The organism is Pseudarthrobacter sp. KH_020_B, assembly GCF_057840185.1.
Window position 1 is genome coordinate 1,696,780 of the sequence record NZ_CM174506.1, and the last position, 19,004, is coordinate 1,715,783.

Annotated in this window: 15 protein-coding genes and 1 pseudogene; 10 read left to right on the top strand and 6 right to left on the bottom strand. The window is 65.5% G+C overall.

Going from position 1 to position 19,004, the window contains the following annotated elements; all coding sequences use genetic code 11:
- Positions 1–14: 14 nt before the first annotated feature.
- From AC3IT0_RS07960 to AC3IT0_RS07975, 4 genes and pseudogenes are all read right to left on the bottom strand, one after another.
- A complete protein-coding gene (locus AC3IT0_RS07960; protein ID WP_489323190.1) occupies positions 15–1,154 on the bottom strand; it encodes a bifunctional 2-methylcitrate synthase/citrate synthase in 1,140 nt (379 codons plus the stop codon).
- 35 nt (positions 1,155–1,189) lie between these two features.
- Positions 1,190–2,095: a methylisocitrate lyase gene (gene prpB / locus AC3IT0_RS07965; protein ID WP_489323191.1), complete on the bottom strand. Its 906-nt coding sequence runs from the start codon at positions 2,093–2,095 to the stop codon at positions 1,190–1,192.
- 33 nt (positions 2,096–2,128) lie between these two features.
- Entirely contained in the window at positions 2,129–3,649 is a 1,521-nt protein-coding gene (locus AC3IT0_RS07970) for an MmgE/PrpD family protein (protein WP_489323192.1), read from the bottom strand.
- A pseudogene (locus AC3IT0_RS07975) lies at positions 3,642–4,302 on the bottom strand (GntR family transcriptional regulator). Before AC3IT0_RS07975 ends, AC3IT0_RS07970 begins: the two are co-directional and overlap by 8 nt.
- A 173-nt stretch (positions 4,303–4,475) precedes the next feature.
- Between AC3IT0_RS07975 and AC3IT0_RS07980 the strand changes: the two are divergent.
- The 3 genes from AC3IT0_RS07980 to AC3IT0_RS07990 all read left to right on the top strand — a co-directional run bounded on the left by AC3IT0_RS07980 (position 4,476) and on the right by AC3IT0_RS07990 (position 9,338).
- Positions 4,476–6,374 (top strand): AMP-binding protein, encoded by a 1,899-nt coding sequence (locus tag AC3IT0_RS07980; protein WP_489323193.1) that lies wholly within the window; start codon positions 4,476–4,478, stop codon positions 6,372–6,374.
- Between the two features lie 234 nt (positions 6,375–6,608).
- Positions 6,609–8,198, top strand: a complete 1,590-nt coding sequence (locus tag AC3IT0_RS07985; RefSeq protein WP_489323194.1) for an NCS1 family nucleobase:cation symporter-1 — start codon at positions 6,609–6,611, stop codon at positions 8,196–8,198.
- Positions 8,199–8,240: 42 nt separating this feature from the next.
- The gene (locus AC3IT0_RS07990) at positions 8,241–9,338 is read left to right on the top strand and encodes a pyridoxal-phosphate-dependent aminotransferase family protein (protein ID WP_489323195.1); all 1,098 of its coding nucleotides are present in this window, start codon (positions 8,241–8,243) and stop codon (positions 9,336–9,338) included.
- Positions 9,339–9,356: 18 nt separating this feature from the next.
- Here the strand turns inward: AC3IT0_RS07990 and AC3IT0_RS07995 are convergent, their stop codons facing one another.
- Together AC3IT0_RS07995 and AC3IT0_RS08000 are read right to left on the bottom strand one after the other, a co-directional pair.
- Positions 9,357–10,070, bottom strand: coding sequence for a response regulator (locus AC3IT0_RS07995; RefSeq protein ID WP_489323196.1), 714 nt, complete (start codon positions 10,068–10,070; stop codon positions 9,357–9,359).
- A complete protein-coding gene (locus tag AC3IT0_RS08000) occupies positions 10,067–11,707 on the bottom strand; it encodes a sensor histidine kinase (protein ID WP_489323197.1) in 1,641 nt (546 codons plus the stop codon). Before AC3IT0_RS08000 ends, AC3IT0_RS07995 begins: the two co-directional genes overlap by 4 nt.
- 141 nt (positions 11,708–11,848) lie before the next feature.
- Here AC3IT0_RS08000 and AC3IT0_RS08005 point away from each other — a divergent pair, with 141 nt between their 5' ends.
- The 7 genes from AC3IT0_RS08005 (at position 11,849) to cmk (ending at position 18,998) form a co-directional block, all read left to right on the top strand.
- The gene (locus AC3IT0_RS08005; RefSeq protein ID WP_489323198.1) at positions 11,849–13,195 is read left to right on the top strand and encodes a cation:dicarboxylate symporter family transporter; all 1,347 of its coding nucleotides are present in this window, start codon (positions 11,849–11,851) and stop codon (positions 13,193–13,195) included.
- A gap of 246 nt (positions 13,196–13,441) precedes the next feature.
- Positions 13,442–14,341, top strand: coding sequence for a ParA family protein (locus AC3IT0_RS08010; protein ID WP_489323199.1), 900 nt, complete (start codon positions 13,442–13,444; stop codon positions 14,339–14,341).
- A gap of 6 nt (positions 14,342–14,347) precedes the next feature.
- Positions 14,348–15,160 carry a segregation and condensation protein A gene (locus AC3IT0_RS08015; RefSeq protein ID WP_489323200.1) on the top strand — a complete coding sequence of 271 codons (813 nt, stop codon included), beginning with the start codon at positions 14,348–14,350 and terminating at the stop codon, positions 15,158–15,160.
- Between the two features lie 35 nt (positions 15,161–15,195).
- Positions 15,196–15,819, top strand: coding sequence for an SMC-Scp complex subunit ScpB (gene scpB / locus AC3IT0_RS08020; RefSeq protein ID WP_489323750.1), 624 nt, complete (start codon positions 15,196–15,198; stop codon positions 15,817–15,819).
- 108 nt (positions 15,820–15,927) lie between these two features.
- On the top strand, positions 15,928–17,172 hold the full coding sequence (locus AC3IT0_RS08025; RefSeq protein ID WP_489323201.1) for a pseudouridine synthase: 1,245 nt from the start codon (positions 15,928–15,930) through the stop codon (positions 17,170–17,172).
- A gap of 3 nt (positions 17,173–17,175) precedes the next feature.
- A complete protein-coding gene (locus AC3IT0_RS08030) occupies positions 17,176–18,285 on the top strand; it encodes a prephenate dehydrogenase (protein WP_489323202.1) in 1,110 nt (369 codons plus the stop codon).
- Positions 18,285–18,998 carry a (d)CMP kinase gene (cmk, locus tag AC3IT0_RS08035; protein WP_248761688.1) on the top strand — a complete coding sequence of 238 codons (714 nt, stop codon included), beginning with the start codon at positions 18,285–18,287 and terminating at the stop codon, positions 18,996–18,998. The genes AC3IT0_RS08030 and cmk overlap by 1 nt, the downstream gene beginning before the upstream one ends.
- The last annotated feature ends 6 nt before the right edge of the window (positions 18,999–19,004 follow it).

Consider the following 19,004-nt stretch of genomic DNA (forward strand, 5'->3'; position numbering starts at 1 on the left):
GGAGCCGGTGGGGACTACGGCACGTGCCGCTCCTCCACCCCGCTGTATTCGCTCAGCGGGCGGATCAGGGAGTTGCTGGCCGCTTGTTCCATGATGTGCGCGGTCCAGCCGGTGATCCGGCTGGCCACGAACAGGGGCGTGAAGGTCGGTGTATCGAACCCCATCAGGTGGTAGGTGGGGCCCGTCGGGTAGTCGAGGTTCGGCTTGATGGCCTTGGCCTCGTCCATGGCCTGCTCGAGGCCGTTGTACAGCCCCAGCAGCTCCGGGCGGCCGTAGTGGGCGATCATCTTGTCCAGCGCGGCCTTCATGGTGGGGACGCGGGAGTCCCCGTGCTTGTAGACACGGTGGCCGAAGCCCATGACCTTTTTCTTGTGGGCCAGGGCGTCTTCCATCCAGGTCTTGGCGCGGGCGGCGGCTTCGTCGAGGGATTCCTCGGGCCGGATGCCGATCTCGTCGAAGGTGTGCATGACCGCTTCGTTGGCGCCGCCATGCAGCGGGCCCTTGAGGGCGCCGATCGCGCCGGTCACTGCCGAGTGCAGGTCGGACAGGCTGGAGGTGATCACGCGGGCGGTGAACGTGGAGGCGTTGAAGGAGTGCTCGGCGTACAGGATCATCGAGACGTTGAAGGCGTCCACGACCTCCGGGACATGGTCCTCGCCGAACGCCATCCACAGGAAGTTTTCCGAGTAGCCGAGGTCATCCCTGGGCTCTACGAGTTCCTGGCCGCGCCGGCGTCGCTGGTCGTAGGCAACGATCGCCGGCATCGCAGCGAAGAGATCCACGGCCTTGGCCATGTTGGCCTCGGGCGAGGAGTCTTCGGCCAGTGGATGCCGGGCGCCCATAACGGAGGCCGCGGTCCGGCAGACATCCATCGGGTGGGCGGTGGTGGGGATCGTGTCAACGATCTGCTTCACCACAGGATCAAGGGCACGGCCGGCGCGCTCGCGGGCCGAGAATGCGGACAGTTCATCGGGAGTGGGCAGTTCGCCGTTCCACAACAGGAAGGCCACTTCCTCGAAACTGCACTTGGCGGCCAGCTCCTGGACGGGATAGCCGCGGTACAGCAGCGAATTGGTGTCCGGGTTGACCTTGGAGACCGCGGTGTAGTCCACCACGACGCCGGCCAGGCCCTTCTTGATATCTTCAGCAGCCATGCTGAACTCCTTCGTTCTTTCGTGGATCCCGGGTCCTAGCGGACGCCGGGAATTTGGAAGTTGAAAACGCCGGTATCGAAGTGGTTGTAGGCCTCATAGTCCACAAGGTCATAAAGCCGCGCACGGGTGAGCATGTTCTCCACCTGTGCTTCCTGCGACCCTGTTGCCTTGATCGATTCCAGAGTACGCTCTGCTGCGCCCATGGCAATGCGCAGCAGCGTGACAGGGTAAATGACCATGTTGACGCCCACTCCCTGCAGCTGCTCCACGGTGAACAGATCGCTCTTGCCGAACTCGGTCATGTTGGCCAGGATCGGCACGTCCACGGCGTCACGGATGGCCTGGAACTCGGACAGGTCCTTCATCGCCTCCGGGAAGATGGCGTCCGCGCCGGCGTCCACCAGGGCCCGTGCCCGGTCCTTGGCGGCTTCGATCCCTTCGACGGCGCGGATGTCGGTCCGGGCCATGATGAGGAAGTTCGGATCCCGGCGGGCATCCGCTGCGGCGCGGATGCGCTTGGCGGCCGTGTCCAGGTCCACCACGTTTTTGCCGTCCAGGTGCCCGCAGCGCTTGGGGTTGAACTGGTCTTCGATGTGGCAGCCGGCCAGGCCGGCGTTCTCCAGTTCCTGGATGGACCGGGCCACGTTCATGGGCTCGCCGAAGCCGGTGTCCGCGTCCACCAGCGTGGGCAGGTCGGTCATGCGGGCGATCTGCCCGGCACGCGTGGCCACCTCGGTGAGGGTGGTCAGCCCGATGTCCGGCAGGCCAAGGTCATTGGCGAGCACCGCTCCGGAGACGTAAACACCGGCGAAGCCCTTTTCCTCGATCAGCCGCGCCGAGAGCGGGTTGAAGGCGCCCGGGAACTGCTGGATGGTGCCGGACGCGAGCATCTCGCGCAGCGCGATCCGCTTCTGTTCCGGGGTGGTCTTGGAATACAGCATCTGATGCTCCTGTGCGGGGTGGGTAAGCAGGGCTTAGAAGAGGCCGGCGGGTGCGTTGCTCAGGTCGATGACACCCGGGGCGGCGGTGATGTTCAGCTGGTCCAGTTCGCCCGGGCCCAGGTCCGGAAGGCTCTCGGCGGCGGCGAGGAAGCGCTCGATTTCCGCTTCGGCAACGAGGCCGGCCGCCAGGGTGCGGAACTTGTTGATGTACTGCTGGCGGGCGAACGGCCGGGCGCCCAGCGGGTGGGCATCGGCCACAGCGATCTCGTCGGTGATGACCGTGCCGTCGTTCAGGGTGATCCACACGGAACCGCCAAAGGCCTTCTCAGCGATGTCCAGCGAGTGGTAGCGGCGGGTCCATTCGGGGTCTTCCACGGTGCTGACCTTGTTCCACAGCTCCACCGTGTCGGCACGGCCGGCGCGCTCGGGGGAGTAGGAGTCCACGTGGTGCCAGGAGCCGTCCTGGAGTGCCACCGTGAAGATGTACGGGATGGAGTGGTCCAGGGTTTCCCGGCTGGCCGTGGGGCTGTACTTCTGGGGATCGTTGGCGCCGGAACCGATCACGTAGTGCGTGTGGTGGCTGGTCTTGATCAGGACCGACGTCACGTTGGACGCGTCCGTTGCCTCCGGGTGCTCGGCATGCAGCTTGCGGGCCAGGTCGATCCAGGCCTGGGCCTGGTATTCGGCGGAGTGTTCCTTGGTGTACGTGTCCATGATGGCGCGCTTGGCTTCGCCGGCCTCGGGCAGCGGGACCTCGTAGGAGGCGTCCGGGCCATCCAGCATCCAGGCGATCACGCCGTCTTCGCCTTCGTAGATCGGCACGGGGGAGGTCTGGCCGCGCATGGAGCGGTCCACTGCTTCCACAGCCATCTTGCCCGCGAACGCCGGTGCGTGCGCCTTCCAGGTGGAGATCTCACCCTTACGGGACTGCCGGGTGGCGGTGGTGGTGTGCAGCGCCTGGCCAACGGACTGGAAGATCGTCTCGACGTCCAGGCCCAGGAGTGTGCCGATGCCGGCAGCGGCGGACGGACCGAGGTGGGCCACGTGGTCGATCTTGTGCTTGTGCAGGCAGATGGCCTTGACCAGGTTGACCTGGATCTCGTAGCCGGTGGCGATGCCGCGGATCAGGTCCTGGCCGCTCGCGCCGACGTGCTGCGCGACGGCCAGGATCGGCGGGATGTTGTCGCCCGGGTGGGAGTAGTCAGCCGCCAGGAACGTGTCATGGTAATCGAGCTCGCGGACGGCCACACCGTTCGCCCAGGCTGCCCACTCGGGGGAGACACGGTCCGTGATGCCGAAGACGCCGGCGCCCTTGCCGTTGGTGGTCGGTGCGTGGGTCAGAGCCTGGGCCCGGGCAGCCACAATCGGGGCGCGGTTCAGGGAAGCGATGGCCACGGAGGCATTGTCGATGACCCGGTTGATGACCATTTCGGTGACCTCGGGCGTGACCTCCACGGCGTCGGCGGCGACGACGGCGATCTTGTGCGCCAGCTGGTCTTCACGGGGGAGGTTCTCTTCGCTCTTGTAGACGCGGACGTGGTTGAGCTTAACCATGGTGCTCCTTCTTAGTGCTGTGGGTGGGTGGCTTTGACGTGGGAAAGGCTGCGGTGCAGGTGCAGGGTGGTGGCTGCTTCGGCGAGCCTGGCGTTGCCTGCGGCGATGGCCTCCGCGATGGCCGCGTGTTCGACGGCGGCCGCGTTCAGCCGCGGGGCGTCATCGGCAGCGAGCCGGCGGACCCGGACAAGATGGACACGCAGGCTGCGCATCGCCTGGGCGAGGTAGGAGTTGGAGATGGCGGCGTCGATTGCCTCATCCAGCCGGCCCACCAGGGCGTAGTACTCATGCCGGGCGGGATCGGAGTCGCTGATCAGCTCCTGCGCCCGCAGGAGATCGGCATGGAGTTTCTCAAAGACCGCGCGCTCGCCGCGTTCGGCGGCGAGGGCTGCTGCCTTGCCTTCGAGCGTTTCGCGGAGCTCGAACATCTCGTCGATGTCCTCCAGCGAGATGTCGGTGACGACGACGCCGCGGCCGCCTGCCGCCGTCGTCAGTCCTTCTGCGCTGAGCCGGCTCAGCGCCTCCCGGACGGGAGTGCGTGAGACGCCCAGCCGCTCCGACTGCTCCACTTCGGCAAGGACCGTTCCGGGCGCGAGGCGCCATTCGATGATGTCTTCGCGAAGCGTTGCGTAAGCTTTGTCGCTGGCCCGAATGGTGCCTCCCGTCAATCTGTTCATGGACATCAGTGTATACATGAATTGCCGAATTTCCCAGCAAAAGCCAGCGAATCAGCGAAATTTCCGTGGTTGTGTATACATCGGCCTTGTATGCTGCCTGTTGCCCGCATAGCATGGTGGCAACACAGTGACGTGGACGGGAGCCCAAGATGGTCAGCGGAAATTACCGGGAAGCATATTCGCGCAGCATCGAACATAAGGATGTCTTTTGGCTCGAGGCAGCAGGCGGCGTGACCTGGTCCAGGACGCCGGAAACCACTCTTGATGGATCGGCCGCCCCGCTGTTCCAATGGTTTCCCGATGGCATCCTCAACACGAGCTACAACGCCCTGGACCGCCACGTTGAGGCCGGCCGTGGGGACCGGGATGCCCTCATCTACGATTCCGCGATGCTGGGGGTCAAGCGCACGTACAGTTACGCCGAACTGACGGACCTCGTGGCGCGGTTCGCGGGTGTGCTGCGCTCGCAGGGAGTCCGCAAAGGGGACAGGGTGGTCATTTACATGCCCATGATTCCCGAGGCCGCCATCGCGATGCTGGCGACAGCCCGGCTCGGGGCCGTGCATTCGGTGGTCTTCGGCGGATTCGCGCCCAAGGAACTCGCCGTACGCATCAAGGATGCCGGTCCGGCCGCGATTGTGACGGCGTCCGGCGGGATTGAGCCCTCACGCCGGGTGGAGTATCTTCCGGCGGTTGCCGAAGCCCTCGAACTCGCCGGCGCTGGGCAGACGCCCGTCATAGTCAAGGGCCGGGAAGGCTTTGTGCACTCGGCCTCCGAGTATCCGGACTGGCTGGACTGGGACCGGTGCATTGACGCTGCCGCCCCGGCGGAAGCAGTGGACGTCGCAGCAACCGACCCCCTGTACATCCTCTACACCTCGGGCACCACCGGCACGCCGAAGGGCGTCGTGCGGGACAACGGCGGCCATGCTGTCGCGCTCAGCTGGACGATGGCAAACATCTACGACGTGGGTCCGGGTGACGTGATGTGGACGGCGTCCGACGTCGGCTGGGTGGTGGGGCATTCCTACATTGTTTATGGCCCGCTGTTGGCCGGTGCCACTACGGTCCTCTACGAGGGCAAGCCCGTGGGGACGCCCGATGCGGGAGCGTTCTGGCGCGTGGTGCAGGACCACAAGGTCAACGTCCTGTTCACCGCGCCCACGGCCCTGCGCGCAATCCGCAAGGCCGATCCCCGGGCGGCAGAACTGGCCCGGTACGACATCTCCACCCTGCGCACGCTGTTTGCCGCCGGCGAGCGGCTGGACACTGATACGTACCGCTGGGCAGGTGAGGCCCTGGGTGTTCCGGTGGTGGACCACTGGTGGCAGACCGAAACAGGATGGGCTATCTGCGCCAACCCGCGCGGGCTGGAGGACCTGCCCTTCAAGCCCGGTTCACCTACTGTGCCCATGCCTGGTTTTGCGCTGATGATCGTGGACGGCTCCGGCGCGCCGGTGGAACAGGGGGAGGAGGGCAATATTGTCCTCGGGCTGCCGCTGCCTCCCGGCACCCTGACCACCCTCTGGCAGAACGATGAGCGCTATGTCTCCTCCTACTTGGCGGCCTTCGAAGGCAGTTACGCCACGGGCGACAGTGGCTACCAGGACGCCGATGGCTACGTCTTTGTGATGGGCCGCACCGACGACATCATCAACGTCGCAGGCCACCGGCTGTCCACCGGCGCGATTGAGCAGGTCATCGCAAGCCACCCGGCCGTGGCCGAATGTGCCGTGATCGGCGTGGCGGATCCCCTCAAGGGTCAGCGGGCCAGTGGCTACGTGGTGCTCAAGGCAGGGGTGGATCGCGACGAAGCGGACCTGGTCCGCGAGCTGGTTGCCTTGGTCCGGAAGGACATCGGACCAGTGGCCGACTTCAAGCACGCCACGGTGGTCCAAGCCCTCCCGAAGACCAGGTCCGGGAAGATCCTGCGCAAGACGATGAGGCAGATTGCCGACGGCGAAGACTACGTGGTGCCCTCCACCATTGAGGACCCGGAGGTGATCGGGCAGTTGCTGGGCGTGCTCCGGCCGGAAGGCGCCGCTTAGTAGTACCGTCGCGTTAATTCGGGCTCTCTATCGGCGGAATAACCGGACTTGTTGACTGTGATCTGCCCCACAGCTACATTTGTTTCACAAAACGAAATGTCTTTTCCGCACTATGAAATAAAGGTTCCATGGGCGCCACCCGTCCAAGGTTGACGCTCCCCAGCGGCAGCGCCGGTTCCGTCCACACAAGGCCACGCCCAGCAATGCCGTTTCCGTCTTACGGAGGTCTGCATCATGTCCCACCAACACGGTCCCGGCTCGCACGATGAGCACGAGCATGGGCATCCGCATCTGATTGATCCTGAGCCGTGGGGCACCGGGGACCCCGCGGTCGAGGAGATCGTGAGGGGAGAGCCAGCCGCCCTGGTCCAGGTGCCTGCGGGCGTGAGCCCCCGGCTCTACAACGAGGACCTGGCGCCCACCACGCGCAAGGGGCGCACCTGGCACGCCTACAGCATCTTCACACTCTGGGCGAACGACGTGCACTCGCTGGGAAATTACGTGTTTGCCATCGGACTGTTCGCCCTGGGATTGGGCGCCTGGCAGATCATGCTGGCCTTCCTGCTCGGCGCCGTCCTGCTGTTCCTGCTGCTGAACCTTTCGGGGTTCATGGGCGAGCGGACCGGCGTGCCGTTCCCGGTCATGAGCAGGATCGCGTTCGGCATCCGGGGCTCCAATATTCCCGCCATCATCCGCGGCGCCGTGGCCGTGGCCTGGTTCGGCATCCAGACGTATCTGGCCTCGGTGGTGCTCCGGGTGCTGATCCTGGCCCTCGCGCCGTCCCTGGCTCCGCTCGATTCAGACTCGTTCCTCGGGCTCTCCACCCTGGGCTGGATCTCGTTCGTGGGGCTGTGGGCGGTGCAGACGGTGATCGTGAGCTTCGGCATGGAGATGATCCGCAAGTACGAGGCCTTCGCCGGCCCCGTCATCCTGGTCACCATGCTCGCGCTGGCCATCTGGATGTTGGTGGAAGCCGGCGGGACCATCGCCTGGTCCACCGCCGACTCGCTGACAGGCCCCGTCATGTGGGTGCGGATTTTCCAGTCGGCGGCGCTATGGGTGGTTGTTTACGGGACGTTCGTGCTGAACTTCTGCGACTTCACCCGGGGCGCTCCCTCCAGGCGGTCGGTGGTGCGGGGCAACTTCTTCGGCATCCCCATCAACATGCTCTTCTTCGCCGCGATCGTCGTCGTCCTCGCCGGCGCCCAATACAAGATCAACGGAACGGTCATCGAGTCGCCCACCGACGTCGTCAACGCCATCCCGAACACGCTCCTGCTGGTGCTGGCCTGCCTGGCCCTGATCATCCTGACGGTGGCCGTGAACCTGATGGCCAACTTCGTGGCACCCATATACACGCTGGCCCACCTTTTCCCGCGGACGCTGAACTTCCGCCGCGCAGCCATTATCTCCGCGGTGATCGGCCTGGTGATCCTGCCCTGGAACCTGTACAACTCGCCCCTGGTTATCGTCTACTTCCTCGGCGGGCTGGGCGCCCTCCTGGGGCCACTGTTCGGCGTCATCATGGCCGACTACTGGCTGGTCCGTAAGGGCAGGGTCAACATTCCGGATCTGTACTCGGACTCCCCTGACGGGGCGTATGCCTACACCCGTGGCGTCAACCGGAAGGCCGTCATCGCGGGCACACCGGCTGCGGTCGTCGCGCTGGTGCTTGCCCTCGTCCCTGCGTTCACCTATATCTCCGGCTTCTCCTGGTTCGTCGGCGCGATCCTGGCCGCGGTCACCTACCTGCTGATCATGGACCGCCACACGCCGTTCGAGGCCGTCGACGGCGAGCACATCGCCGTCGCACCGAAACACTGACCGGCCCGACAAGGGCAAGAGCCCGCCAACGAAGGAGTTCCAATGCCACAGGCTTTGACGTCGCGGTTCCTGTTCGGTCCGGGACCGAGCAACTGCTACCCGGAAGTGACCGCCGCGTTGGCGCATCCGGTGATTGGGCACCTGGACCCGGTTTTCATCGAACGGCTCGACAACACCTGCGAGGGCCTCCGCACGGTCTGGGGGACTCGGAATGCCCGCACCCTGCCCTTGAGCGTCACCGGTTCCGGCGGCATGGAAGCTGCTTTCGTGAACACCGTGGACGACGGCGATGTGGCAGTGATCGCCGTCAACGGCCTCTTCGGTGAGCGTATGTGTGAGGTGGCCCGCCGCTGCGGCGCGACCGTGGTTCGCGTAGACCACGAATGGGGCACGCCCATCGACGTCGAACGCGTCCTGGCGGCCCACCCGCGACCGAAGGTGATTGCGGCCGTCCACGCCGAAACGTCAACGGGCGTGCTGTCCGACGTCGCATCGCTCGGGCAGAACAAGGGCGATGCGCTGCTAATTGTCGACGCCGTGACATCCATCGGCGGGCTGGAACTCCTTGCAGACGACTGGGGAATCGACGTCGGCTATGCCGGCACCCAGAAATGCCTCGGCGTGCCGCCAGGGCTGTCGCCCTTCACCATGTCGGGTAGGGCCTTCGAGCGCCGGATCAGGAATCCCCGCTCCTGGTACCTGGACGTGGGTCTGCTGGGCGGTTACGTCGGGGCCGCCAGCGGCAGCGGCCGAACCTACCACCACACGCCGCCGGTCACCATGATCGCCGGTCTCGAGGCGGGCTTGCAAAGAATCCTGGCCGAGGGACTGGACGCGGTCCAGGCGCGCCACCGCGCGGCAGGGGCCGCGTTGCAGGCGGGGCTCCAGGAGATGGGACTTGAGCTGTTCGCGGCCGAGGGCCACCGGCTCCCCAGCCTCACCACTGTCAAGGTCCCGGACGGTGTCGACTCCGCGGCCGTACGCCGCTACCTCCTGGAGCACTTCAGCATCGAGATTGGCTCAGGGGCGGGCAAGTATGTTTCCAGCATCTGGCGGATCGGAATGATGGGCCCCAACGCAAGCGCCGCAGCAGTGACTCTGGCGCTGGGGGCCCTCAAAGAAGCCATCTCCTCTGCCTAAGCCACGGACTCTGTAGTGTCAGGGCCGCTTCCAACCATATTCGTTCTCCGGCCGGCCGGGCGTGCCGTAGCGGGGCGCGCGGGAAACGCGGCCGGCGTCGGCGAGGTATTCGAGGTAGCGGCGGGCGGTCACGCGGGACATGCCAAGGGCGGTCATGACCTCCGTGGCAGAAACAGATCCCGAATGCTCTTTGAGGTACGCCTGGACTGAATCGAGAGTGGAGACTGAGAGGCCTTTCGGGAGGGGCAGTTCCGACGGTGCCCGGAGGCTTGCGAAGGCCTGGTCCACCTCGCTCTGTGAGGCGCCGGTCCTGCCGGCGCCGGCCTCCGGGGAGGCCAGCTGCTGCCGGAACAACCGGTAGCTGGAGAGCTTGTCTTCGAACGTGGCAAAAGTGAAGGGCTTGATCAGGTACTGGACCACGCCGATGGCCACGGCACTGCGGACAATCGCCACTTCCCGTACCGCCGTGATGGCAATGATGTCCGCCAGGATGCCTGCCGCACGCATCCGGCGGGCGATGTCCAGGCCATGCAGGTCCGGAAGGTTCATGTCGAGGAGGACCAGTTCCACCGGCTCGCCGGCAGCCGCGAGTTCCGTCAGCAGCCTGAGCGCGGACTGGCCGTCAGGGGCCGTCCCGGCCAGCGTGAATCCTGCCATCCGGCCCACGTAGGCCGCGTGCGCGGCCGAGGCCACCGGTTCGTCCTCAACAACGAGGACGCGGATATCGGTCACTGGAACTGCTCCTCTTTGTCGGTCCCGGCGGCCATGGCCGGCAGGAAGACATGGAAGCGTGCGCCGTCCTTGCCTGTGATGGTCATGGTACCGTCCAGGCGCTGCACCGCCTGGCGGACGAGGGCCAGGCCAATGCCGCGTCCGAACGGACCGGAGGCTTTGGTGCTGAAGCCGTGCCGGAAAATGTCCTCCACGGCGGCGGAGTCCACACCGGAGCCGGAATCCTCCACCGTGATGTCCAGCCCCTCGGCATCGGACTCCACGGTCAGCTCCACCGTTCTGGGAGCCGCACCATCCGCGGCGGCATCGATCGCGTTGTCCAGGAGGTTTCCCAGGATGGTGACCAGGTCCTGGACAGCCAGGCCGGCAACGGACGCGGACCCCTCGGCGGAGAGTATCAGCTTCACGCCGCGTTCATTCGCTTCGGCGGCCTTCCCCATGATCAGGGCGCTGAGGACCGGCTCGTCCACGGAACTCACCATCTCGTCGGTCAGCTGCTGGCTCAGTTCGAGGTCCCTGGTGGCGAATTCCAGGGCCTCCCGGGTTCGCCCCAATTCCAGCAGGGAAACCATGGTGTGCAGCCGGTTGGCGTGCTCGTGGGTCTGGGCGCGGAGGGCGTCGGACAGCGTCCGCATGGTTTCCAGTTCGCTGCCCAGCGATTCGATCTCCGTCCGGTCGCGGATGGTGGCCACGGTGCCGAACACCGCGGGGCGGCGGAGGCCGGGGGAGTCGGGCCCGACGGCCGGGCCCTGGTTCACCACAACGATCCGCGGGCCCGTCAGATGGATTTCATCGTGGGCCGTGCGGCCGGATTCGAAGAGTTCCTTCAGGCTGGGGGCCAGCGGGAGATCGGTCAGGAAGGGCGGCCGCGACGGATCGTCTTCCGAATCGCGGGGCTCCAGTCCCAGCAGCTCGGCGGCTTGATCGTTGTACATCACCACCCGGCCCTTGGTATCGACCAGGATCAGCCCTTCACGCACGGAATGCAGGACCGATTCGTAGTAGGCGAACAGTTGCGCCAGCTGCTCCGGCCCCCACCCCCTGGTCACCCGGCGCAAGTAGCGGCCCAACAGCCAGGAAGCCAAGGATCCGCCCACCAGCAGGGCCAGGCCGAGGGCCAGCAGTGCCGGCAGCCGGCCGGTAATCGCCACGTCCACTGTCCGGACCGTAACACCGGCGGCAACGAGCGCCTTGACGTTCCCCGCGGCATCCTTGACCGGGACGACCGTCCGCACCGACGGCCCCAGCGTTCCTGCCGTGACCTCGGTGAACACCTCGCCACGCAGCGACGCCTCGATGGAGCCGATATACGGCCTGCCCAGCTCCTCGTCTCTGGGATGCGTCCAGCGCGTCCTGTCCGGCGCCATGATGGTGATGAAGTCCGCTCCGGATCCGGCCATGACGTCCAGGGCGTAGGGCTGGAGCAACGCCGTCGGATCCGTTTGGTCCGCGGCCTGGAGGACCAGCGGATTTGCGGCGACGGCGGCCGCAACACCGGTCATCCGCCGTCCGGCTTCCTCATAGCTCCGGTCCCTGGCGTCGACGAACGTAGCGGTGCCCGCAACCGCAATGAAGGCCAGCACAATCAGCAGATTCGCCACGAACAGCCTGCGGGCGATACTCCAGCGGTGGAACATTAAGCACCTCCCATGACCAATATGAACGCAACCGTGAGCTAAGTCACGGTGTGGCCAATGATGGATATCACACCGGACCGACGCGATGAGCCCAGAGAATGCGCCGCAGCGTCTACCAGATTATCCATAAGGAGACACATCATGGCTTCTCAACGAGGAGAGTCGCTCGACACCGTCAAGACGCGGCGCAAGGGCCTGGACAAATCCCACTACCTTTACATTGCCGTCATTGCCGCCGTCATCCTGGGCGCCGTCGTCGGCCTGCTGTTCCCCGAGGTCGGCAAATCACTGAAGCCCCTCGGTGACGGCTTTATCAAGCTCATTAAAATGATGATCGCACCGATTATCTTCTGCACCATCGTCCTGGGCATTGGCTCCATCGCCAAGGCAGCCACCGTAGGCAAGGTGGGCGGCTTGGCGCTGGGCTACTTTGTGCTCATGTCCACCTTCGCCCTGGGCATTGGCCTGGTGGTAGGCAACCTCATCCACCCGGGTGAAGGTTTGAAGCTTGCGGCGTACGACCCCAACAAGAAGGCCGAAGTAGACAGCACCGTCGCCTTCCTCCTGGGTATCATTCCCGGCGATGTACCCGTTCTACCCACGCTCCTCGCCGCCATCCTTGTGGGCTTCGCCCTCCAGAAGATGGGCGCGCAGGGCGCTCCTGTCCTGAAGGCGATCGGCCACGGCCAGGCAGTAGTGTTCAGGATCCTCATCATGATCATGTGGCTTGCTCCGGTGGGCGCCTTCGGTGCCATCGCCGCTGTGGTCGGCGCCACCGGTGTCGCGGCAATCGTGAGCATGTTCACGCTGATGGTCGCGTTCTACATCACCTGCGCACTGTTCATTGTGATCATCCTGGGCGGACTCCTGCAGCTGGTTGCCGGCGTCAACATCTTCAAGCTTATGAAGTACCTGGCCCGCGAGTACCTCCTGATCTTCTCCACTTCCTCGTCCGAAGCTGCCCTGCCGCGCCTGATCGCCAAGATGGAACACCTGGGCGTCTCCAAGCCGGTTGTCGGCGTCACCGTCCCCACGGGCTACTCCTTCAACCTGGACGGCACGGCCATCTACCTGACCATGGCCTCCCTGTTCGTGGCCAACGCCATGGGCACGCCGCTGGACCTCGGCGCCCAGGTTTCACTCCTGGTCTTTATGATCATCGCTTCCAAGGGTGCCGCCGGCGTGACCGGTGCCGGCCTGGCCACGCTGGCAGCAGGACTGCAGGCCCACAAGCCTGAACTCCTGGGTGGCGTTGGCATGATCGTTGGCATCGACCGCTTTATGTCAGAGGCCCGAGCCCTGACAAACTTCACCGGCAACGCCGTGGCCACCATCCTGATCGGCACCTGGGTCAAGGAAATCGACAACAAGCAGGTCGGCGAAGTCCTCTCGGGCCAGGTTCCGTTCGACGAGCGGACCATGATCGCAGGACATGGCGAGCCGGAGGCCAAGGACTCCAAGGCCGAGCCCGTGCTGGTCAACGCCTAGGCGACAGCAGCCGCCGACGTCTTCAGGACACGTCACGGACCGCCCGCACAGCCCCGGCTGTGCGGGCGGTTGCTGCGTGCGGAAGCCTAACCTTCGACCTCTACCAGAAGGTCAAGGCTCAGAATCCACACAATGTCAAGTTCCCTCGAATACCGTGTCGGGGCCTGTAGCCTAGGTGGAAAGCAGGATCGGCGCTGGACTTCCAGCGGCAGGAAAATCACCGTCATCGAAAGTGTGGATAGATACGTGAGCAGCGAACAGGGTTCGGCAACTCTGGAAGGCACGGAACTCGATCTGGAAGACGCCGTGATGGGTCCCACCGGGCGCCCCCACCGCGAATTTCCGGAACCCGCCCCGCTGTCGTCCCACGGTCCCGCGCGCGTGATCGCCATGGTCAACCAAAAGGGCGGCGTTGGCAAGACCACGTCCACCATCAACCTGGCAGCGGCCCTTGCCGAATACGGCCGCAGGGTGCTGTTGGTTGACTTCGACCCGCAGGGCGCGCTGTCCGCGGGCCTGGGCGTCAACCCGCACGAACTGGACCTGACGGTCTACAACGTCCTGATGGACCGCAAGGTGGACATCCGCGACGCCATCCACCAGACCGGCGTCGAAAACGTGGACCTGCTGCCGGCCAACATCGACCTCTCCGCCGCGGAAGTGCAGCTGGTCAATGAAGTAGCCCGTGAGCAGGTCCTGGACAGGGCGCTGAAAAAAGTCGAAGACGATTACGACGTCGTCCTGATCGACTGCCAGCCCTCCCTGGGCCTGCTGACAGTCAACGCCCTGACCGCAGCCCACGGCGTGATCATTCCGCTGATCTGCGAGTTTTTCGCGCTCCGTGCGGTAGCCCTGCTGGTGGAAACCATCGACAAGGTCCAGGACCGGCTGAACCCTGGCCTGCAGGTTGATGGCGTCCTGGCCACCATGTACGACGCCCGCACGCTCCACAGCCGCGAAGTCATCACCCGCCTGGTGGAAGCGTTCGGTGACAAAGTCTTCGAGACGGTCATCAAACGCTCCATCAAGTTCGCGGACGCCACCGTCGCGGCCGAGCCGATCACCAGCTACGCCGGCAGCCACATCGGCGCCGATGCCTACCGCCGCCTGGCCAAAGAGCTGATTTCGCGCGGCGGCGCACCCTAACTAGGCGTGGCCGAGTCCAAACCCGGCTTTGAGGTGCGGCTGGCCAACTTCACCGGCCCGTTCGACCTCCTGCTGGGCCTGATCGCCAAGCACCAGCTGGACATTACCGAGGTGGCCATTGCCACCGTCACTGATGAGTTCATCAAGTACATCAGGAAGCTCCAGAAGCTCGGCGAGGAATGGGCGCTGGATGAAGCCAGCGAATTCCTGGTCATCGCCGCCACCCTCCTGGACCTCAAGGCGGCGCGGCTCCTGCCCGCCGGTGAAGTCGAGGACGATGAGGACATCGCCCTGCTGGAAGCGCGGGACCTCCTTTTTGCGCGGCTGCTCCAATACAAGGCGTTCAAACGGGTGGCAGCCCTGATGGCTGTAACCCTGGAACACGAAGCCAGCCGGTTTCCGCGCCAGGTTGCCTTGGAGGAGCACTTCGCCGCCATGCTCCCGGAACTGGTGTGGAAACACACTCCGGACCAGTTCGCCCGCCTGGCCGGGTCCGCCCTGAAGCCCAAGACACCCAGGCCCACCGAGGTGGGCCTTGCCCACCTGCACGGCAGTGCCGTCAGCGTGAAGGAACAGGCCGAGATCCTGGGGCTCCGGCTCCAGTTGGGGAAGCCGCTGTCGTTCCGTGCGCTGATCGCCGACGCCGATTCCACCCTCGTGGTGGTGGCCAGGTTCCTGGCATTGCTGGAGATGTTCCGGGACCGGGCAGTCTCCTTCGACCAGGTGTCGCCCCTGGGCGATCTCACTGTCCACTGGACGGTGGACGGCCGGGACTGGTCACCAGAAAACCTGAGCGAAGAATACGAGGAACTGTCGTGAGCCAAGAACTACCGGAGCCCGGGGCGGAGCCGGCCATGGACGTCCGGGATCTTCCCGGCGGTGCCAAGGCTGCACTTGAGGCGGTCCTGATGGTCCTGGACCAACCGGCCAGCGCTGCTGAGTTGGCCGCCGGGCTAAACCTGACCGTCGCCGTCGTCGAGCAGTTGCTGGCGGAACTGCAGCGGGAGTATAGCGGCTATACTGTTAAAGCCCCGGACATGGACTGTGCCAGCGATGCTGGTTTCAGCGCCAGCCCCCGGGGTTTTGAATTGCGGAACATCGCCGGTGGCTGGCGGATCTACTCCCGCGCAGACTTCGCCGAGATCGTCGGACGGTTTGTGCTTGAGGGTCAGACAGCCAGGCTCACGCAGGCGGCTTTGGAAACACTGGCTGTCATCGCGTACCGCCAGCCTGTCTCCAGGGCCAGAGTGTCTGCAATTCGAGGAGTCAATGTCGATTCCGTCGTACGGACATTGACCCAGCGCGGGCTGATCGAAGATTCGGGACACGATCCTGAGTCGGGAGCCATCCTCTACCGGACCACGTCGTATTTCCTGGAACGGATGGGAATCGGCTCCGCCGCTGAACTTCCACAGCTCTCACCCCATCTTCCGGGGCTTGAGGGCATCGCGGAGTTCTACGACGCCGACAGAATGTAGGCGGGAAATCCCGCGTGCACACGAATATTCATAAGGGCAGATAATTTCTGCATGGCTGGCTAGGGTTGTTCTTGGACAACCAGCGGGCCAAATAACGAAGGACGGGTCATGACACAGGCGGGACGCCAGGGTTCACCACGTAACAGTTCAGGACGTAACAGTTCAGAACGCAGTTCTGCACAGGGCGGCGCCAGCCGTAACCCTGCACAGGGCGGCAGCGGCCGCCCCAGCGCGGCGGGCGGCGGATTCCGCGCCGGCGCCGGCAAGCGCAACGCCGGATTCGGCGGCGGCGACCGGCCGTACAAGGCCCCGAGGCCGCGCGAGGAGCCATTTGTCGATCCCGGCGATGCCCCGGCGTCGCCACCGGCCGGCCGCGGTGCCTCCGACTGGAAGCCCGCCGGCAGTACCTCGGCGCGCAAGCCTGCAGCCCGCAAGCCGGGCGCCAACAAAGCTCCCGGCACCCCGGGCGCACTCAAGCCCAAGCCCCGCACCGGCAGGCCCGGAGCAGCGGCGTCGCGCGCCTTCGGCAGCGAACGTTTTGGCCAGAACCTTGGCCCCGTGCGCAAGCCTGCCCGCAAGCGCGGACCCCGCGGAGCCGTTCCCCAGTCGGAAATGCACGACGCCGACGGCACCCGCCTGCAGAAGGTCATGGCCCAGGCCGGCGTGGCTTCGCGCCGCGTCTGCGAAGAGATGATCGCGGAAGGCCGGGTGGAAGTCGATGGCCAGGTCGTCACTGAGCTTGGTGTCCGCGTGGACCCCAAGACAGCGGTCATCCACGTCGATGGCCTGCGCATCCAGCTGGATGAAAACCTCGTGTACATGGTCTTCAACAAGCCCAAGGGCGTCGTATCCACCATGGAGGACCCCGACGGACGTCCCTGCATCAGCGATTTTGTGCGGAAGACACACCAGGGCGAACGCCTGTTCCACGTGGGCCGGCTGGACGTCGCCACCGAAGGACTGCTGCTGCTGACGAACGACGGCGAACTGGCCAACCGGCTGACCCACCCGTCCTACGAGGTCCCCAAGACCTACCTGGTCCAGGTCCGCGGCCCGTTCCCGCAGGGAGTCGGCGCCCAGCTCCGGGAAGGCGTGGAACTCGAGGATGGCTTTGCCTCCGTTGACTCCTTCAAGCTCGTGGACTCCACGCCGGGCCACGTGCTGATCGAAGTGATCCTGCACTCGGGCAAGAACCGGATTGTCCGGCGCCTGTTCGACGCCGTCGGGTTCCCGGTCCTGCGCCTGGTGCGCGTCAAGGTGGGTCCCATTGGCCTGGGCGACCAGCGCCAGGGCAGCATCCGCAACCTTGGCAAGCAGGAAGTCGGCCACCTGCTGGCATCCGTAGGACTCTGAGGCATGTCCGCATTTCGCTCCCACGGGCGGGGACACCTCAACGGGCCGGTCGTGGTGATCGGCACCGGCCTGCTCGGTGCCAGCATCGGGCTGGGCCTGCGTGGGCGCGGCGTGCCCGTGTTCCTGTCTGACCCGTCGCCGACCAACCAGGCTGTGGCCGTGGACATCGGTGCCGGCCAGCCCCTGGACCAGCTCGGGGACGAGGCACCGGAGCTCGTGGTGGTGGCAGCACCGCCGGACGTAACCGCCGACGTCGCGGCCCGTGCGCTTGCCGACTACCCGGATTCCGTGGTGGTTGACATCGCCAGCGTCAAAGCCGCCATCCTGGCGGAGCTGGGCGGCCGCGGCGCGGACCTCACCCGCTATGTGGGCACCCATCCGATGGCAGGGCGCGAAAAGTCCGGGCCGGTTGCGGCCCGCGGCGAGCTCTTCACGTCCATGCCATGGGTGGTTTGTCCAGGCCCGGAGTCATCCGCGGCTGCCGTGCAGACTGCGCGTTCCCTGGCCACGGACCTGGGAGCTGTGGTTTCCCAGTTCACTGCCGACGAACACGACGAAGCCGTGGCACTGGTGTCGCACCTGCCCCAGATCATGTCCTCCCTGCTGGCCAGCCGGCTGCAGGGGACGCCGCTTCACGCGCTGTCCCTCGCCGGCAACGGCCTGCGGGACGTCACGCGGATCGCCGCCAGCGATCCCACGCTGTGGGTCCAGATCCTGGGCGGTAACGCGGGCAAGGTCGTGGAGATCCTTTACGGAGTCCGCGAGGACCTGAACCGGCTCATCGGCACGCTCGAGGAACCGCTTGCGCCGGGCGCCAGGCTTGACCTGGCCCAGCTGATCAGCGAAGGCAATGCCGGGCAGGCTCGAATTCCGGGCAAGCACGGTGGCCCGCCGCAGGCCTACTCCTGGCTGACCGTCCTCGTGGATGATCGGCCGGGACAGATCGCGCAGCTTCTCACGGAAATCGGTGAGATCGGCGTGAACGTGGAGGACCTTCGGCTGGACCATTCGTCGGGCCAGAACGTGGGCATGGTGGAACTGTCCGTGCTGCCGAACAAGCATGACCATCTGATCGAAGCACTCAACGACCGCGGATGGCGGGTATTGCAGTAATGACACAAGAACTTCTTGACACTCTTCCGGCCTTGCGCGTCGGCCGGCCCCTGGTGGTTGCTATCGACGGGCCGTCAGGCTCCGGCAAGTCCAGCGTGAGCAAGGAAGTGGCCCGTCGGCTGCACCTTGCCTACTTGGACACCGGCGCCATGTACCGGGCCCTCACCTGGTTCTGCGTCACCAGCGGAATTGACCTCAGTGACGCCGCCGCCGTGGAGCAGGCTTCCCGGGACCTGGTCCTGGAACTGAGCACCACGCCGCGGGAGGAATACGTCCGCGTGAACGGCACCGACGTCACGGACGCCATCCGTGAACCGGCAATTTCGTCGGCGGTCAGTGCGGTGGCCACCACCCTTGGTGCCCGGACCGAACTGATCCGCCGGCAGCGTGAGCTTATTGAAAAGCACCACCGTCGCATCGTGGTGGAGGGCCGGGACATCACCACTGTCGTGGCCCCGGGCGCGGAAGTCCGCATGCTGCTGACTGCCAGTGAGGAGGCCCGGCTTCGCCGCCGCGGCATCCAGCTGGGCGGCACGCAGGATGCGGAGCAGCTCGCCGCCCAGGTCACCCACCGTGACGCCAAGGATTCCACGGTGGTGAACTTCACCCAGGCTGCCGACGGTGTTGTCACCCTGGATTCTTCCGATCTCGACTTCGCCGAGACCGTGGACGCGGCGCTCGTGATCGTCACGAAGGTGCTTAACCGTGACTGACCGCGG

Excerpts from the sequence above, each read along its gene's own strand:
- AC3IT0_RS07960 (WP_489323190.1), bottom strand. The coding sequence starts at position 1,154 with ATGGCTGCTGAAGATATCAAGAAGGGCCTGGCCGGCGTCGTGGTGGAC.
- prpB (WP_489323191.1), bottom strand. The coding sequence starts at position 2,095 with ATGCTGTATTCCAAGACCACCCCGGAACAGAAGCGGATCGCGCTGCGC.
- AC3IT0_RS07970 (WP_489323192.1), bottom strand. The coding sequence starts at position 3,649 with ATGGTTAAGCTCAACCACGTCCGCGTCTACAAGAGCGAAGAGAACCTC.
- AC3IT0_RS07980 (WP_489323193.1), top strand. The coding sequence starts at position 4,476 with ATGGTCAGCGGAAATTACCGGGAAGCATATTCGCGCAGCATCGAACAT.
- AC3IT0_RS07985 (WP_489323194.1), top strand. The coding sequence starts at position 6,609 with ATGTCCCACCAACACGGTCCCGGCTCGCACGATGAGCACGAGCATGGG.
- AC3IT0_RS07990 (WP_489323195.1), top strand. The coding sequence starts at position 8,241 with ATGCCACAGGCTTTGACGTCGCGGTTCCTGTTCGGTCCGGGACCGAGC.
- AC3IT0_RS08000 (WP_489323197.1), bottom strand. The coding sequence starts at position 11,707 with ATGTTCCACCGCTGGAGTATCGCCCGCAGGCTGTTCGTGGCGAATCTG.
- AC3IT0_RS08005 (WP_489323198.1), top strand. The coding sequence starts at position 11,849 with ATGGCTTCTCAACGAGGAGAGTCGCTCGACACCGTCAAGACGCGGCGC.
- scpB (WP_489323750.1), top strand. The coding sequence starts at position 15,196 with ATGGACGTCCGGGATCTTCCCGGCGGTGCCAAGGCTGCACTTGAGGCG.
- AC3IT0_RS08025 (WP_489323201.1), top strand. The coding sequence starts at position 15,928 with ATGACACAGGCGGGACGCCAGGGTTCACCACGTAACAGTTCAGGACGT.
- AC3IT0_RS08030 (WP_489323202.1), top strand. The coding sequence starts at position 17,176 with ATGTCCGCATTTCGCTCCCACGGGCGGGGACACCTCAACGGGCCGGTC.
- cmk (WP_248761688.1), top strand. The coding sequence starts at position 18,285 with ATGACACAAGAACTTCTTGACACTCTTCCGGCCTTGCGCGTCGGCCGG.